The sequence below is a fragment of the Paenibacillus sp. FSL R10-2734 genome (assembly GCF_037963865.1).
In the GTDB taxonomy this organism is placed as follows: Bacteria; Bacillota; Bacilli; order Paenibacillales; family Paenibacillaceae; genus Paenibacillus_AQ.
The window spans coordinates 6,582,817-6,597,762 of the sequence record NZ_CP150170.1; the positions used below are offsets into that span (position 1 = coordinate 6,582,817).

Annotated in this window: 14 protein-coding genes; 7 read left to right on the forward strand and 7 right to left on the reverse strand. The window is 44.5% G+C overall.

Going from position 1 to position 14,946, the window contains the following annotated elements; genetic code table 11:
* Nucleotides 1–144 precede the first annotated feature (144 nt).
* From NSS67_RS28580 to NSS67_RS28590, 3 genes are read left to right on the forward strand one after another with little or no spacing between them, the layout of a single operon-like run.
* Nucleotides 145–2,085 carry an acyltransferase family protein gene (locus NSS67_RS28580; protein WP_339317138.1) on the forward strand — a complete coding sequence of 647 codons (1,941 nt, stop codon included), beginning with the start codon at nt 145–147 and terminating at the stop codon, nt 2,083–2,085.
* Nucleotides 2,086–2,143: 58 nt separating this feature from the next.
* Nucleotides 2,144–2,650, forward strand: coding sequence for a sigma-70 family RNA polymerase sigma factor (locus NSS67_RS28585; protein WP_339317139.1), 507 nt, complete (start codon nt 2,144–2,146; stop codon nt 2,648–2,650).
* A gap of 1 nt (nt 2,651) precedes the next feature.
* Entirely contained in the window at nt 2,652–3,530 is an 879-nt protein-coding gene (locus NSS67_RS28590) for a DUF3298 domain-containing protein (RefSeq protein WP_339317141.1), read from the forward strand.
* 69 nt (nt 3,531–3,599) lie between these two features.
* Here NSS67_RS28590 and NSS67_RS28595 read toward each other — a convergent pair whose 3' ends face one another.
* The 3 genes from NSS67_RS28595 to NSS67_RS28605 form a co-directional block, all read right to left on the reverse strand.
* Nucleotides 3,600–4,121 carry a GNAT family N-acetyltransferase gene (locus NSS67_RS28595; protein ID WP_339317142.1) on the reverse strand — a complete coding sequence of 174 codons (522 nt, stop codon included), beginning with the start codon at nt 4,119–4,121 and terminating at the stop codon, nt 3,600–3,602.
* Between the two features lie 64 nt (nt 4,122–4,185).
* Complete coding sequence (locus NSS67_RS28600) at nt 4,186–4,671, reverse strand: hypothetical protein (protein ID WP_339317143.1); 486 nt, start codon at nt 4,669–4,671, stop codon at nt 4,186–4,188.
* A 61-nt stretch (nt 4,672–4,732) separates the two neighbouring features.
* The gene (locus tag NSS67_RS28605; protein ID WP_339317144.1) at nt 4,733–6,712 is read right to left on the reverse strand and encodes a translation factor GTPase family protein; all 1,980 of its coding nucleotides are present in this window, start codon (nt 6,710–6,712) and stop codon (nt 4,733–4,735) included.
* Nucleotides 6,713–6,879: 167 nt separating this feature from the next.
* Between NSS67_RS28605 and NSS67_RS28610 the strand changes: the two genes are divergently transcribed.
* From NSS67_RS28610 to NSS67_RS28620, 3 genes are all read left to right on the forward strand, one after another.
* A complete protein-coding gene (locus NSS67_RS28610; protein ID WP_339317145.1) occupies nt 6,880–7,671 on the forward strand; it encodes an SDR family NAD(P)-dependent oxidoreductase in 792 nt (263 codons plus the stop codon).
* Between the two features lie 83 nt (nt 7,672–7,754).
* Complete coding sequence (locus NSS67_RS28615; protein ID WP_339317146.1) at nt 7,755–8,720, forward strand: S-layer homology domain-containing protein; 966 nt, start codon at nt 7,755–7,757, stop codon at nt 8,718–8,720.
* 349 nt (nt 8,721–9,069) lie between these two features.
* Nucleotides 9,070–9,408 (forward strand): hypothetical protein, encoded by a 339-nt coding sequence (locus NSS67_RS28620; protein WP_339317148.1) that lies wholly within the window; start codon nt 9,070–9,072, stop codon nt 9,406–9,408.
* Nucleotides 9,409–9,431: 23 nt separating this feature from the next.
* Here the strand turns inward: NSS67_RS28620 and NSS67_RS28625 are convergent, their stop codons facing one another.
* A complete protein-coding gene (locus NSS67_RS28625; RefSeq protein ID WP_339317149.1) occupies nt 9,432–10,217 on the reverse strand; it encodes a hypothetical protein in 786 nt (261 codons plus the stop codon).
* A 58-nt stretch (nt 10,218–10,275) separates the two neighbouring features.
* Here NSS67_RS28625 and NSS67_RS28630 point away from each other — a divergent pair, with 58 nt between their 5' ends.
* Nucleotides 10,276–11,442: a GIY-YIG nuclease family protein gene (locus NSS67_RS28630; protein WP_339317150.1), complete on the forward strand. Its 1,167-nt coding sequence runs from the start codon at nt 10,276–10,278 to the stop codon at nt 11,440–11,442.
* A 240-nt stretch (nt 11,443–11,682) separates the two neighbouring features.
* Here the strand turns inward: NSS67_RS28630 and NSS67_RS28635 are convergent, their stop codons facing one another.
* From NSS67_RS28635 to phnW, 3 genes are read right to left on the reverse strand one after another with little or no spacing between them, the layout of a single operon-like run.
* Nucleotides 11,683–13,038: an aspartate aminotransferase family protein gene (locus tag NSS67_RS28635; protein WP_339317151.1), complete on the reverse strand. Its 1,356-nt coding sequence runs from the start codon at nt 13,036–13,038 to the stop codon at nt 11,683–11,685.
* Entirely contained in the window at nt 13,028–13,843 is an 816-nt protein-coding gene (gene phnX / locus NSS67_RS28640) for a phosphonoacetaldehyde hydrolase (RefSeq protein WP_339317152.1), read from the reverse strand. Before phnX ends, NSS67_RS28635 begins: the two co-directional genes overlap by 11 nt.
* Complete coding sequence (gene phnW, locus NSS67_RS28645) at nt 13,840–14,934, reverse strand: 2-aminoethylphosphonate--pyruvate transaminase (protein WP_339317153.1); 1,095 nt, start codon at nt 14,932–14,934, stop codon at nt 13,840–13,842. Before phnW ends, phnX begins: the two co-directional genes overlap by 4 nt.
* Between the last annotated feature and the right edge of the window lie 12 nt (nt 14,935–14,946).

The window sequence follows — 14,946 nt, forward strand, 5'->3', positions numbered from 1 at the left end:
CTTAATTTACAGGTCACTTTTGTGTAATGATTTCTGATCCATTCATGGTCACTCCTTTATTTACCAATATAAATTGAGAACTTTTTAAAGTTAGTCATACGTCTTGCTGACATAAGACAACTCATGACGAAGGAATGAACTACCATGAAAGAAATCAAGGTTACACAACCGACTAACTCTTTAGATCATGACAATTCCACCACTAGCAGGCGTTATATGCCGGGAATAGACGGACTTCGCGCACTCTCAGTGATCGCAGTTATCGCTTATCATCTGGACCTCAATTGGGCTCCAGGAGGACTCATAGGCGTCGGAATATTCTTCGTTCTGTCGGGATATCTGATCACGGATCAAATCATCCTCAGGTGGAAACAAGACCTCCGGCTTGACCTTAAAGATTTCTGGATTAGACGAGCGCGTCGGCTACTGCCAGCTATGTTTGTTATGCTTTTTTTTACTGCTATGTGGCTTCTGTTGTTCGATCGTTCACGATTAGCAGCATTACAAGGAGACTTTATATCTTCGACGTTATACTTCAATAACTGGTGGCTTATTTTTCACGATGTATCTTATTTCGAGAGTTTTGGTCCCCCTTCTCCTATAGGTCATTTGTGGTCCCTTGCGATTGAGGAACAGTTCTACTTCATTTGGCCATTGGTTATTATTGTGGGGTTACGTCTTGCACCTCAGCGAGGTAAACTCATCGTGATGTGTCTTACAGGGGCATTCCTCTCGGCACTGGCTATGGCGCTAATCTATCAACCTGGAGCTGACCCAAGCCGAGTTTATTATGGTACCGATACTAGAGCTTTTGCTCTACTGATTGGAGCCGCTCTCGCTCTAGCTTGGCCGAGTCAAAATTTGACCGATAAAATCACACGAAGATCTCGCTATATCCTTGACTTCAGTGGAGCAATCGGACTATTCACCCTCATCCTTATGATTTGGCGGACGAATGAGTACGGACAATTTCTTTATTATGGCGGTTTGGTTCTCGTGTCGATCCTCTCCGCGATTGTAATAGCTGTCCTGGCACATCCAGCAAGCCGACTAGCTAAAATCATGGGCTGCAAGCCCTTGCGTTGGATTGGCGTACGTTCCTATAGCATTTACATATGGCATTATCCAGTCATCATTCTAACTAATCCTACAGTAGATACAGGTGAGTTCGATGGTTTCCGGATTCTTTTTCAGCTGGGAGTTAGCCTCCTATTAGCTTCATTATCGTGGAAATATATCGAAGAACCCATTCGTCAAGGTTTGTTAGGAAGATGGTGTGCGAATTTAAGTACTCGTCTGCGCTTTAAGATTCGGCCTTTATTCATTTTTATTGCAGTCCCGTTAATCATATTGTCCATATCCTGCAGCAGCAACTTGGACACTAAGATAACAGCTGATCCGAATACAGGTACTATTACTAATCCCGATAAGAATGAACATAATGTCACACTAGTGCCCCCTCAAGATGAAGAGGATTCAATAGTCACTCAGGAGACACCAGAACCATCAAGCAAACCGGAGGTTCCTTTACCTGTAGCAACACCTGTGCCAGAACCAATACCATTAGATCCACCAAAGAAACCAGAACCTCAAGCTCAAGTACAAGAAGCAGGTAAAGGTGTCACCGCGATTGGAGATTCCGTAATCCTCGACGCTGCTCCTTATTTACAAGATCTTCTGCCAGGCATTGTGATCGACGGTAAGGTCGGCAGACAGATGTCACAGGCACAGGAAGTCGTCGATAAACTTAGGGCGAAAGGGAAACTTGGCACTCGGGTGATCATTAATCTAGGCACGAACGGAGCTTTTAACTCCAATCAATTGCGGAAATTACTTACTTCGCTTGAAGATGTTCAGCAAATCCTATTGGTAAACACTCGTGTACCGAAAAAATGGCAAAATACCGTGAATGCTCTGATTAAGAAAGTGGCTGCAGAATTCCCCAATGCTACGGTTGTAGACTGGCATTCCTCAAGCGAAGGAAAGGCTTCATACTTCTATGAGGATGGCGTTCATCTAAAACGAGAAGGTGCTAAATCCTATGCTGCGCTTATAGCTAAAGCCATACAAAAGGAGAATAAATGAGAATTGTAATCTAACAAGATAAAGCTATGCAATATAAAAAGAGAAGGGTTTTAGGAATATGCTTAAGAGGAATAAAGAGAAATTACTCACTCTTTGTATTACAGATAACAAGGAGAACATATACCGTCTAGCTTACAGCTATGTGAAGAACAAAGAGGATGCACTAGATGTTGTTCAGGAATCCATTTATAAAGCTCTCTCCTCTATAGGGTTATTAAAGAATCCAGAATCCGTAAAGAGTTGGCTGTTTAGAATCGTAGTAACTACCTCTCTGGATTTTCTGAGGAAACATAAGAGAGTTCAACCTATAGATGATGAAGCACTCGACTACTTTATCCCTGGTGCGGAAGACGTATATCCAGATTTTGATTTAGAAAGAACGCTTGATGATTTACCCCTTAAGTATCGAAATGTCATCGTCCTTAGATATATTGAAGATTTAAAAATTGAGGAAGTTGCCGAAATATTAAATGAAAACGTAAATACAGTAAAGACTAGGCTATACCAAGCACTTCAATTATTGAGAGTTACCATGCAGGAAGAATCCTCAAAGGAGAACAATTAGAATGAATAACCAAATCAAAAAAATTAAAGAAGATTATAACAAACTACCGATCCCTGAGGAATTGGATTTCGTCGTAAGTAAAGCATTAAAGAAAAGGAAGATAAGAAGAATCAGTTACCAGTGGATATCTGGGATTAGTGCGGCAGCCCTATTTTTCGTAATTGGGATTAATGTCAATGTTAACATTGCCAATGCTTTCTCCTCTATACCTGGCGTAGACAACATTGTAAAAGTGCTGACTTTTAGAGAATACAAGGTGGATGAGCAGACCTATAATGCAGACATAAAGGTTCCTATCATTACTAACCTGGAGAATAAAGAGCTGGAATCGACTCTGAATGAAAAATATCTTAAAGAAAATAAAAAGCTATATGATGAGTTTCAAGCAGAGATGGAATCTTTAAAGCAATCCGGAGAGGGTCATTTAGGGGTAGATACCGGGTTCGAGGTTAAAACTGACAACGATGACTTATTTGCTATTAGCAGATACGTGGTAGATACCGTAGGTTCATCGTCAACTACAGTAAAACACGATACGATAGACAAGAAGAATCAAATCCTGCTAAGTCTGCCTATGTTATTTAAGGATGATCGATATATCAGTATCATAAGTGAAAATATTAAAGAACAGATGCGCGCCCAAATGAAAGCAGATGAGGATATGTTCTATTGGATTTCAACAGATGAACCGAATGAAGACCTCTTTTATCAATTTGAAAGTATAGCTAAAGAGCAAGATTTCTATATCAACGATAAGTACCAGCTGGTCATTTCCTTTAACAAATATGATGTGGCTCCGGGTTACATGGGCGTTCGAGAATTCGTCATTCCAACAGATGTTATTGCTGATGTTCTGGTCAGCCGTACGTACATTAAATAAATAATTATAAGACTCATAAGGGGTATGCGATTTGTATTCCTTATGAGTCTTTTTTTGCGTCCAAAGCCATTAATCAATCCCTATGACTCGAATGTCTTGCCATCCTATTTTCACTTCTTCTAATAACTCATTTCCTATCTTAACTTCTATATTTGAGATAGACTCTCCCCCGACGCTGTGGTAGAAACCAATCGCCGGATTACCCACCAGCACCCAAGTCATGAACGAGCTATATTTCTTCTCCATTAAATTTTGTGCTACGCTCCTTATGAGCAACTTTCCTAGACCTTTTCCTTGATATTCCTTAAGCAAATAAAGTGCATATAGCTCTGCATCATAGAGATCTGGATCTCTGCGTGCCCCTCCATTTGCAAAACCAATGATCGTCCCAGCCTCATCTTCAGCCACATACATAACCTCGTCTTTATTTGGAGTTTCAAAATTCCGAATCCAAAGCTTCCTTCTGGCTTCCACTGTGATTTTATCAAGAAACTCATCTGCTATTAGCCCTTTATACGTGGTTTTCCAACTCTCAGTGTGGACGAAAGCGATCCCGTCTATATCACTAGATGTCGCTTCTCTGATCTTCACTTTATTCCCCCCTAAGGATTCCTGATTCCTGATAAAAGCTTCAAACAATCCATCATTGACATTACTATGAATAGCGACTACTTAGGGATTCTCTAAAGACATTAATGGGTTTATTATAATCAATGGGTTTGTGTATCATAGTGTTCAACCATTTATTCCTCTCGTACAAGCTGTCGAAATCGCGGTCAACCGTATTGAAGAATGTTATTTCATTCATGGTTCCAAGAACACCTTTACTGTTCGTACTAGATATAATTATTTCTCCTGCCTCCAATAAATACTGATCGATCAACTGCTTCTTAAAACCCTCCTGTAGCAAGTACTCCTTAAGTTCTGTTCTGAACTTTTCTATCAATTTATCAGCTTGTCCGCTTCTTATTCCATCCAACACTATACATAACCGACTTGCATCATGAACAAATAAAATATATTTTTTTCTGAGCTGCATAATATTCACATGCCAACTGAAAAATGTGGAGACCTCTTCCACTGCGACTGGAGCTACTTTCATATCTTTTAATAATTTCTGAGTATATCTAAGTACTAACATCGCCGGCACTCTCCTTAGTTTTTTCTCCCTACCCGTTTGGCCACAAGCCCCATCTGTCTCACTAACCCTGCAATGCCTTGCGCACGCTTAATATATACTTTGCCTGATCCAGCGGATTCACACCTCGGCGGGTACGTTCAGCGGATACTTCTGGTGGACATTCTTCATAGCCGGCAAAAAAAGAAGTAAACGTGCTACGCCCCTTCGTGTAGGAGCTTAAGCTCACAGGATAATCGAGCGACGTTGCCAGCGGCAAACGCCCTTCGATAATCATCCGTTCGCCTTGCAGCACAGGCGGTTCGAACGTGCCGCGCATCTGAACGAGGTCGTTCATTACACGACCGCCATTCTCCTCAGGGACTACGATGCGAACCTGAAGAATCGGCTCCAGCAGCTTAGTGCCTACCCGGGCGAGTCCATCCATAATCGCCATAGGTGTCGCTACGGCAAAATCCAGCGGATGGGTATGCCACACATGGTGCTGGCCCTCAATCAGAGTTACTTTCAAATCGGTAACCTCCCAGCCATACAAGCCCTGCTGCAACGCTTCTGGCACTCGACGTGCCGTTTCACTCTGATATTGCGGCAGCAAATCCGAACTCCGAACTAGCGAATTGTAGACCAGTCCGCTACCCGGAGGACCTGGCTCAATCAGAAACCGCAGAATCGCCCAGCATGGCTTCGGCATCGTATACGCAATAAAGCCTTCTCCCCTACTAGCAGGCGTTTCTTTATAAATGACAGAAGGCTGACCAAAAGTAACCTTGAGTCCATACCGTTCCTCCAGAACACTGTTCAGAATCTCCAACTGAATAGGTCCCATCACTTTGATATGCAGCTCCCGCTCATCCTGCAGCCACTGGGCATCCAAAAGCGGGTCTTCATCGGCAAGCTCCTGAATCGCTCCGATAACCTTATGGTCATCCATATCGGTTCCCCAGAATACACGCACCGTTAGCAGCGGCACAGCAAGCTTTGCTTCCTCTGGAATCGCCTCCGGAGACCCAAGCACATCCCCGATTCGTACCCCTGAAAGACCGTAGATTACAGCGATATCTCCCGCTTCAAGCGCTCCGACATCCTCAGTACGACCTCCTTCGACCTTGCGGATCTGGGTCACTTTTCCCTGAATATCCTGCGTGTAGTTCATCACCGTATCGCGGTTACGGATTGTCCCTTCATAAAGGCGGACAAACGCCATCCGTCCCATGCTTTTATCACGCTGAATGTTGTATACAATGCCGGATACCGGACCTTCAACATTTCCACCGGCTCGCGGAAAATACTCAACCATCGCATCCAGCAATGCAGTAATGCCAAGCCCCTTGGCGGCGACGCCATAGACCATTGGGAAGAAGCGTCCCGAAGCGGAAGCTTTCTTCATATATTTTTTCCAAGCTGTAAGATCAATAGGATTGCCTGACATATACGTCTCCAGCAGATCTTCATCCCGTTCGGCTAACGCTTCCAACAATTCGGTCTGTGCAGCAGGACTAGCTTCATTCCCCCACAAATCTCTGGCCCCTATGTACTCCTGCTCTTTGCCCACCGGCTGTTGAACTGGAATAATGTCACTAGATAAGTAATTACGCGCCTGCGCCAGCACAGCTTCAGGGTCAGCGCCTACACGGTCCATTTTGTTCATAAAAATCAGCGTGGGAATTCCGAGCTTCCGCAGTGCGTTCCAGATCATCTCACTTTGGGCTTGTACCCCTTCTACCGCCGACAAAATAAGCACCGCACAATCCATCACTCGCAAAGAGCGTTCGACCTCAGACAGAAAATCTACGTGACCCGGTGTATCGACGAGATTGATCTGCACGTCTTTCCAAGTCAATGAAGCCAATGCCGCCCGTACTGATATCCCCCGTTGCCGCTCCACATCCATAGAATCCGTCAATGCTGTCCCACTGTCTACACTGCCGAGCGCTCGAATACGACCACTTTCATATAAAATATGCTCCGTTGTCGTCGTCTTCCCGGCATCTACATGGGCGAATATCCCCACATTAATCCGTTCCAACCCCTGCTGCTGAATCATCTATAGTTCCCCTATCATGAGCTAGATTTAATGGTATACATTCTTATGTTCAATAGTAATATATCCCTCCCTGTTGTTCCACTCTTCCACATCAAAATGGTTCGTTTCAGATCCGCCGGGTATGTAATTACTATTAGGAAATCCAATCACCGAGGAGGAAGTTCATCATGAAAAATAAACGTTTGCAGGATAAAGTTGCAGTAGTTACTGGCGCAGGCTCAGGCATCGGAAAAGCTTCAGCCATACGGTTTGCCCAGCACGGTGCTAAGGTATATATGCTTGACCGCACCCCTGAGGAATCCTATGAGACTAAACGTGAGATTGAATCCATTGGAGGCTCAGCTACAGTAATTAAATGTGATGTATCCAATCCAGATCTTGTCGAAGAAAGTATTCGTAAGGTTGGGGATGAGGTCCAGAAGATTGATATTATTTTTGCTAATGCCGGAATTAATGGTACTTGGTCTCCTATCGAAACACTTGATATTGAAGATTGGGACCAGACGATGGATACCAACCTACGTAGTACCTTCGCCACAGTAAAATACGCCATCCCCCATATGAAAGAAAGTGGCGGCAGCATCATTATCACCAGCTCCATTAACGGAAATCGAGTATTCTCGAACATCGGCGCTTCTGCGTACTCATCTTCCAAAGCTGGGCAAGTCGCTTTTATGAAAATGGCTGCACTAGAACTAGCGCAATATGGCATACGCGTGAATGCGGTCTGTCCTGGATCGATTGACACTAAAATTGGGGATAATACAGATAAGAGCGATGATCTTCAGGAAGTGAAGATTCCTGTAGAATTTCCGGAGGGCAATCATCCACTGGAAAATGCGCCCGGTAAGCCTGAACAAGTAGCCAATCTAGTATTATTCCTCGCATCGGATGAGTCTTTTCATGTCACCGGAACTGAGATTTTTGTAGATGGTGCCGAATCATTACTGCGCGGTTAACGCCTTAGTTGAATTATAATATTTTAAATTCTCTGCAACATTTTGGTCTAATCTACCATCTAAGAGTATGGAGGTGACGCATAATGAAGAAACCATTATTTATAAGTAACGCCAAAAAAATGACGATAGCCTGCGGCATTCTGGCAGCAAGCCTGTCATTTGGAGCATCCGCTTTCGCTTTTTCGGATTTGAAAGGCGATCCTGCGGAAGCAAAAATTAACTCTCTGCATAAAGATGGGATTATTAACGGAGTAAACAAAGATAAGTTTGCCCCTAAATCTAAAGTAAGCTTTGCGCAAGGAATACAGTTCATCGTCGGTGGTCTGAATCTGAAGCCCGTGGCGGGTAGTAGCTCTTCCAAAGCTAGTGATTATTTTGATAAGGTGAGCGACAAAGCCTGGTACGCTTCAGCATTCGTGATTGCCAAGCAGAATGGTCTCTCACTCGATCGGACAATCGACCCTAATGGAACCATTTCACGCGCTCAGTTCGCCCATTTATTGACTCAGGCGCTACAGAGTAAAGGTAATTTCCCAGTTACCTTAATGTATGTAGACATTTCGGATGGCGATAAGCTTTCCAATGAGGTTATGAACAGTCTCCAGATCCTTCTGAATACACATATTGCCACGCTCGATAAGAACGGTAAATTCCGACCAAATGATGCAATTACTCGCTCAGAGGCTGCCGCTCTGACCTATGATGCAGCTGCTTTTGCCAAACGCGTAATTGTGTCTAATGGCAGTCCCACTACTCCAACCTATGAGACTGAGGTTACACTAACCAAAGCAGGGGAAGGGGTAAACAAAGCTACACTAACCGTTAACAACTTGCCACATCCGGGATATGGACTAGTGATTGAGCGAATCGAATTCGGCAAAGACAAGACCGCTGTAATTTACTTTAACGTGACCGCTCCTGACCCAGGAAAAATGTACGCACAGGTGATCTCAAAAGCATCTGTTGTCACTTATCTGCCAGAGGGATACAAAGCGGTCGCTAAATCGGTATCCGGATCTACATCTTATTCTTCTAGTGCCACGCAATAAAGGCTCCGGGTTCTTATGGAACGAATCAAACGAAGGTGTCCCAAAAGCCATGAATGGCTGCTGAGGCACCTTCGTTTTTTTGGGCCTCCTCTTGATCCAAGGCCCACGCTTCTTTTGACTACGTAACTTTTGCGCGAATGCAGCCGCTATCGGACACAAATGACCTTATTCGCAGCAAAATCGCACATTTGGAATTCTATCGGACTCCATAGTCGCTATTGGCATAAAAAACACCTATTATGAGCCTATTTCTAAGGAATAGCTGCACTGGAGTCCGAAAACAAGCTCAAAAGGCTAAAAACATGCAAATAGCGTCATCTGGGTCCGTAAGCATTGGTGGATTCGGTGGGTGGATGGATTGGTGGATTCGGTGGGTTGGTGGGTGGATGGATTGGTGGATTCGGTGGGTTGGTGGATTGGTGGATGTGGTGGATTGGTGGATGTGGTGGATTATTGGATGCGGTGGGTGGATGGATTGTTGGATGCAGTGGTTGGTGGATGTGGTGGATTGGTGGATTCGGTGGGTTGGTGGATTGGTGGATTCGGTGGATTGGTGGATGCGGTGGGTTGGTGGGTGGATGGATTGGTGGATTCGGTGGGTTGGTGGGTTGGTGGATGCGGTAGGTTGGTAGGTGGTGGATACGGCGAATACGGTAGACTCGGCGGATGTGATGAATGTAGCCGATAGGACTAATAACAATCCCCTACCTCTCAAGGCGTCCATTGATCATGAATAATACCTACGAGCGCATGATCTTCTCCTATCTTCTCAAAGACTAGACGTAAGCTGCGCCAGTCCATCCCCTCCACCGAAGGATCGATGCCAGCAATATGATATTCGACGAAATCATATTGCTCCTTAGGATACACTTCGTTTAAGTTATTGATCGTCGTTCCTTGCCCAAGTCCCTTATTCACTGCAATCTCGGCTGTCTGAATAAAGTCCGCATCATAAACAAACTGCTTGTAGTAATCTGCGAATGTCAGCTCAATTAAATCACCCGAGCCAGCGAACGTTCGCCAGACCCTTTTGGTGGTGTCGTTCATTAATACTTCCACCTCAGATTTAGTAAACACAATATCATTCTTCGTATCTACATAAGCGTAGGGAGAAAATCGAAGTCCTTTCTCCGAATGGACCCATGCTGCCAGCTGGTTCATATCCTTGTTCTTAAGAGCATTCATCACTGTAGATGCTGCTTCAGTTACCGATGGTGGAAGTCCTTCCTGATCCTGAGGTTGATCGATACTCGATGGTTCCTGGTTCTCCTGTACCTGATCGGTACTCGATGGTTCCTGCGTCTCCTGTGACTGCTCCGTTCGGGTTGGTTCTTGTGTCGTCTGCGTTGGCTTCGTTGAGGTCAATGGTTGTTCCGTTGGAGACTGTTCTTGTGTCTGCTTCGGATCTGTTCCCGTTTCAGGTGTTACACTACAGGCCGTAAGCCATAACATGCCCGCCACCAGAAGCATGCCTCCAATGTTTCTTACACTGTGCATATGATCCCTCCTCACCATTTGAGCGTTCCTTACTTAGACTTATTTGATCAAGCGAAGGTTGCAAGCTTATACTAAAACTATCAAACCAATCTTAGGAGAGGACGGGGTTACTATCGATTTATCAGAAAAACTAAAGAGCCTTCCCCTAACTCCCGGCGTTTATCTTATGAAGGATGGCCTCGGCCATATAATATATGTTGGCAAGGCAAAACAGTTGAAACGGAGAGTAAAATCCTATTTTCAAAACTCGAAATCTCATTCCCCAAAGGTAAAACAGCTCGTTCGACATATTAAAGATTTGGATATTATCCTTACAGATACCGAATTTGAAGCTTTTATGCTGGAGTGCAAATTAATTAAAGAGATCAAGCCCATGTACAATAGAAAAATGAAAAACCCACAGGCCTATACGTATATCGTAATAGGAGCAAATGACAAGATGCGTTCGTTAGAGATAACCTATGATCCTCCTGCTAATCAAAAAGGTAACCAGATTTGGGGTCCCTACACAAGCAGAAGTACTGTAGAACGAGCAGTCCAAGGCATCAAAGAAAGCTCAAGAATCCTTTGCAGCAACCCTAGCTTCAAAAATTCCTTATGCTTAAACCATTCGCTTGGCTTATGCATAGGGATGTGTGCAGGCGGCGATGCCGCCATTCAATATAATGCAATCATTGATAGAGTCATAGGCTTACTAAACGGAACGGATGCCAGCATCCTTGAAGAAATGGACCAGCGAATGGCAGTGGCTGCCGAACAATATGACTTCGAAACCGCCGCCAAATACAGGGACTATATTGGAGCCATCAGCTTCCTGATTCACAAAGAGAAGGTTATCGAATTTGCTGAAGAGAATCAGAATATCGCCATCCTTGAGGCCATGAATGAACAGACCCTCAAACTCATTCTGCTCAAGGGCAACCGCATCCTGTCGCATACTAAGCTCGAATATGATCAACCCGATATTACCCACCTGCAAGCCGTTATAACATCAGCGATTGTGGACACTTTCCACGGTGAACTCGATCAGGTTTCTGCAGCGATTAGCCGCCATGAAATTGACGAAGCACAAATTATATATAGCTATTTAAAAAGCAGCTCCTGCAGCTATATCATCGTTCAAGAGGATTGGCTTTCAGCCGACAATCCTTCCCGCCTGGACATTGCGGTGGACGAGCTGTTGCGGATCTTTTTAAATGCTGCTCCAGCCCAATCGTTTAATTAAAAGGTATGGGTCGTAACTGCGGTGAATGTTTGGACTTCCGGCTGTTGTTGTCTTCAGATTTCTTGATTTTAAACCACTAGTAGTGGTAGAAATCTGAAGACAAAGACGGATGCTATCGCTCCTCCAGCTCCAAAATTCCCCTCCGTCACTTTAACCTTATGTTCAAATTTGAAATCAAAAAAGGCTCCTTCAACCCCATATACAGAGCAGAAGAAGCCTTTTTTGGAACTTGCTTTTAGCTCAACTAAATCTACTCAAGCCTTCATCTAAAAGATTAACAGCAAACGTTAACTGCTCTTCAGATACAATAAGCGGGGGATGCCAAGTGATGCAGTTCCCTCCTGCTAATTTATAAGAAAGACCATTCTCCAAGCAATAATACAGGACTCGCTCAGCTAATTCCTCATTCTTCTCTTTACTCTCTCTGGACTTCACAAGTTCAATAGAGATCAGTAGTCCAGCGATACGGACATCACCGATGCAAGCATGTTTAACCTGCAGAGACTCAAGCTTGCCTCTTACAAATTCAGACCTCCTGATGCACTGTTCCTGCAGCTTCAAGTCATCAATGTAATCGATAGTGGCACAGATCGCCGCACTGCCCAGCGCCGGCTTCTCATGGGTGTAGTGACCTAAAGAAATATCCGCCGAACAATCATATTGCGTTCTGGTAAGCACCGCCGCCTGCGGGATCACTCCTCCACCTAACCCTTTTCCGAGCACGAGGATATCCGGTTCGATCTCAAAATTCTGATGGACGTAGAACCTTCCGCTTCGCATCAGCGCTGTTGGAATCTCATCAAAAATCAACAGAATGCCATATTCATCACATATTTTTCTTAATCTTGTGAAATAGGATATAGGCGGGATATGCGTATCCGTCGCCCGAATAGGCTCAAGTAAGATCGCCCCAATCTCACCCTCATGCTGAATCATGTACTCCACATAGTCGAGGCAGAAGGTAGCAACTGCTTCATGGGAATGACTTCCCAGCAGGTTGCGGTACCCGTTAAAAGGAATGGCTTTCAGCATGCCTGGCATCTGCGGGCCCATATCCTTTTTAAACACATACTCCCCACCGACAGCAATCGTATCCAGCCCTGCGCCATGAAAGGACTCCCACATGGAGATGACCTTATGTTTCCCCGTCCATTTGCGAGCAATCTTTAGAGCCAGACCTACAGCTGCACTCCCCGAGGGGGTGAACAATACTTTATAGTCCTTCGAGGTCGTTTTGTTAATTAAGGCTTCTGCAGCTTTCACCGCAATATCTGCTGTGAATCTTCTTGGAATGAACGGTAGCTCTTCGAGCTGCTTTTTCACTGCTTCTGTTACGTAAGGATTCTTATAGCCAATCTGATGAATGCTATTTCCATGAAAATCGAGATATTTGCGTCCATTTACATCCGTGATGTAACATCCCTCAGCATCCACGATGCTGTTCAAGCACGGCGTTGACATGGATTGTCGCATAAAAGCACGCTCATCCGCTTCGATCCGCTCCACACTCACAGTGCTTAACTGGTTCATCCACTCTGTCCGCAAAGGGCTAAAGTTGATGTCGCCTTCTTTTTTCAGTTCATGATTATCTCGCATAAGGTCTGATTCCTTGAGAAATCAGGACATTGATTCGCCCAATCAGCTGAGGCAGCTCACTCATCGATTGAATCGTGAAGTCTGCCCCGTTTTGTATAAACGAGGTTTGTGTAGCAGAGATCACCGTTTCCTTCTCCACGTCTGAAAGTGCATTAAATTCCTCCTGGCTTAATCCCATTTCAGAGCTTCCAATGATTACCCCTACGGACCAGACGCCTGCATTAACGCCTTCTTGAATATCTGAAATCGTATCGCCTACCTTAACAACCTTCCATGCTGCCGATAGCTTTAAAGCTTCCATATTATGATAAATCATATAGGGATAAGGTCTTCCCAGCGAATGAGTGCCATCTGGGGTGATTACGAAATCCGGTTGGTAGCCCTTCCCAGCGGCATTCGGAATCACAACATCCATCATGGATTGAGTATAACCAGTGGTCGAACCAATCTTTAGCCCTTGGCTTCTGAGCACTTCCATGGTCTCAATGACCTCTGGAATCGGATCGGTATATTCGGATAAGGATGCCATCAGGGCCGGTTCAAATTCAGCATACAGATTCTCTACATCCTGTTCAGTAAAAGCTCTGCCAAATTTCGCTTCCCACAAGGCAGCTACTCTTGGCATGGATAACATCGCACGGATATGATCTATTTTCAGCATTCCCATAGGTGCTCTTGCTTCCTGCATCGTAACTTCAATACCCGCTTCCCGAAAAATATCAAGGAACACATTCACCGGTGCAAAGCATCCAAAATCTACCGCTGTTCCTGCCCAATCCAGAATTACGCCTTCGATTTGATTCATTGTGCCATTCCTCCCATATATGCTTCGATAATGTTGCATAAATCCTGAATATCTTCTTCGTAAATCTCACCAATATTTCCAATCCGGAAGCTATCCCACTCTGTCAGCTTGCCTGGATAAAGGACATACCCTTTGTTTTTCACATATTCATAGAAGTCTTCAAAGCTGAATGACTCATTCGGAAAAAGAAAAGTGGTTATAATAGGAGATTGCTTGTCGTCTGTGATATACGCATGGATTCCTATTCTCTCAAGTCTCTCTCGCAATACACGGTTATTGTTCTGGTATCTTGCTGCTCTTGCAGGAATGCCACCTTCTTGGATCAGTTCCTCAATCGCTCTCGCAAATGCAGCCACTACATGGGTTGGAGAGGTATAACGCCATTTCCCATCCGTGTTCATCGCCTTCCATTGATCATATAAATCAAGCGATAGGCTGCGTGCATTTCCTTTACATGCTTCAAGCTTATCCAGCTTCGCAATGACAAACCCGAATCCCGGAACACCCTGAATACATTTATTGGCGCTGCTGATTAAATAGTCAATTCCAAGCGCAGGGACATTAATTTCAATTCCGCCAAAGCTGCTCATCGCGTCGATAATTAAAGTTTTATCGCAGGCTTTTGCCAATTGTGAAATCATTTCAAGCGGATTAAGAATTCCTGTCGTTGTCTCGCAATGAACCATTGCAATATGGGTAATGGCTGGGTCCTCTTCGAGAATTCCTCTAATCTCTGCTTCTTGTGGGAATTCATTATATGGAGCACTATGCGCACGATAATGAAGTCCGATATACTCAGCCATTTGCACGATACGTTCACCGTAGGCACCATTTGTAATAATCAGAAGCTTATCATCCGCTGAAATGGCCGTAGTCAGCACAGATTCCACTGCAAACGTACCGCTGCCCTGCATTAGAACGGCCGTGTACTCTTCGTTCGTTGCACTCGCTAAATCCAGTAAGCTCGATCTGATCTGTTGGGTAATGTTTTTATAGTCCTGGTCCCAAGTACAACGGTCAAAGAGCATTTGCTCTTTGACCGTGTTAGTAGTTGTCAATGGACCTGGTGTCAGCAGTTTATAGTTGTTCATGGCCCTACACTC

Coding starts and splice junctions, on each gene's coding strand:
- phnW (WP_339317153.1), bottom strand. CDS start 14,934: ATGAACAACTATAAACTGCTGACACCAGGTCCATTGACAACTACTAAC.
- NSS67_RS28605 (WP_339317144.1), bottom strand. CDS start 6,712: ATGATTCAGCAGCAGGGGTTGGAACGGATTAATGTGGGGATATTCGCC.
- NSS67_RS28600 (WP_339317143.1), bottom strand. CDS start 4,671: ATGTTAGTACTTAGATATACTCAGAAATTATTAAAAGATATGAAAGTA.
- NSS67_RS28590 (WP_339317141.1), top strand. CDS start 2,652: ATGAATAACCAAATCAAAAAAATTAAAGAAGATTATAACAAACTACCG.
- phnX (WP_339317152.1), bottom strand. CDS start 13,843: ATGAATCAAATCGAAGGCGTAATTCTGGATTGGGCAGGAACAGCGGTA.
- NSS67_RS28610 (WP_339317145.1), top strand. CDS start 6,880: ATGAAAAATAAACGTTTGCAGGATAAAGTTGCAGTAGTTACTGGCGCA.
- NSS67_RS28580 (WP_339317138.1), top strand. CDS start 145: ATGAAAGAAATCAAGGTTACACAACCGACTAACTCTTTAGATCATGAC.
- NSS67_RS28585 (WP_339317139.1), top strand. CDS start 2,144: ATGCTTAAGAGGAATAAAGAGAAATTACTCACTCTTTGTATTACAGAT.
- NSS67_RS28635 (WP_339317151.1), bottom strand. CDS start 13,038: ATGCGAGATAATCATGAACTGAAAAAAGAAGGCGACATCAACTTTAGC.
- NSS67_RS28625 (WP_339317149.1), bottom strand. CDS start 10,217: ATGCACAGTGTAAGAAACATTGGAGGCATGCTTCTGGTGGCGGGCATG.
- NSS67_RS28615 (WP_339317146.1), top strand. CDS start 7,755: ATGAAGAAACCATTATTTATAAGTAACGCCAAAAAAATGACGATAGCC.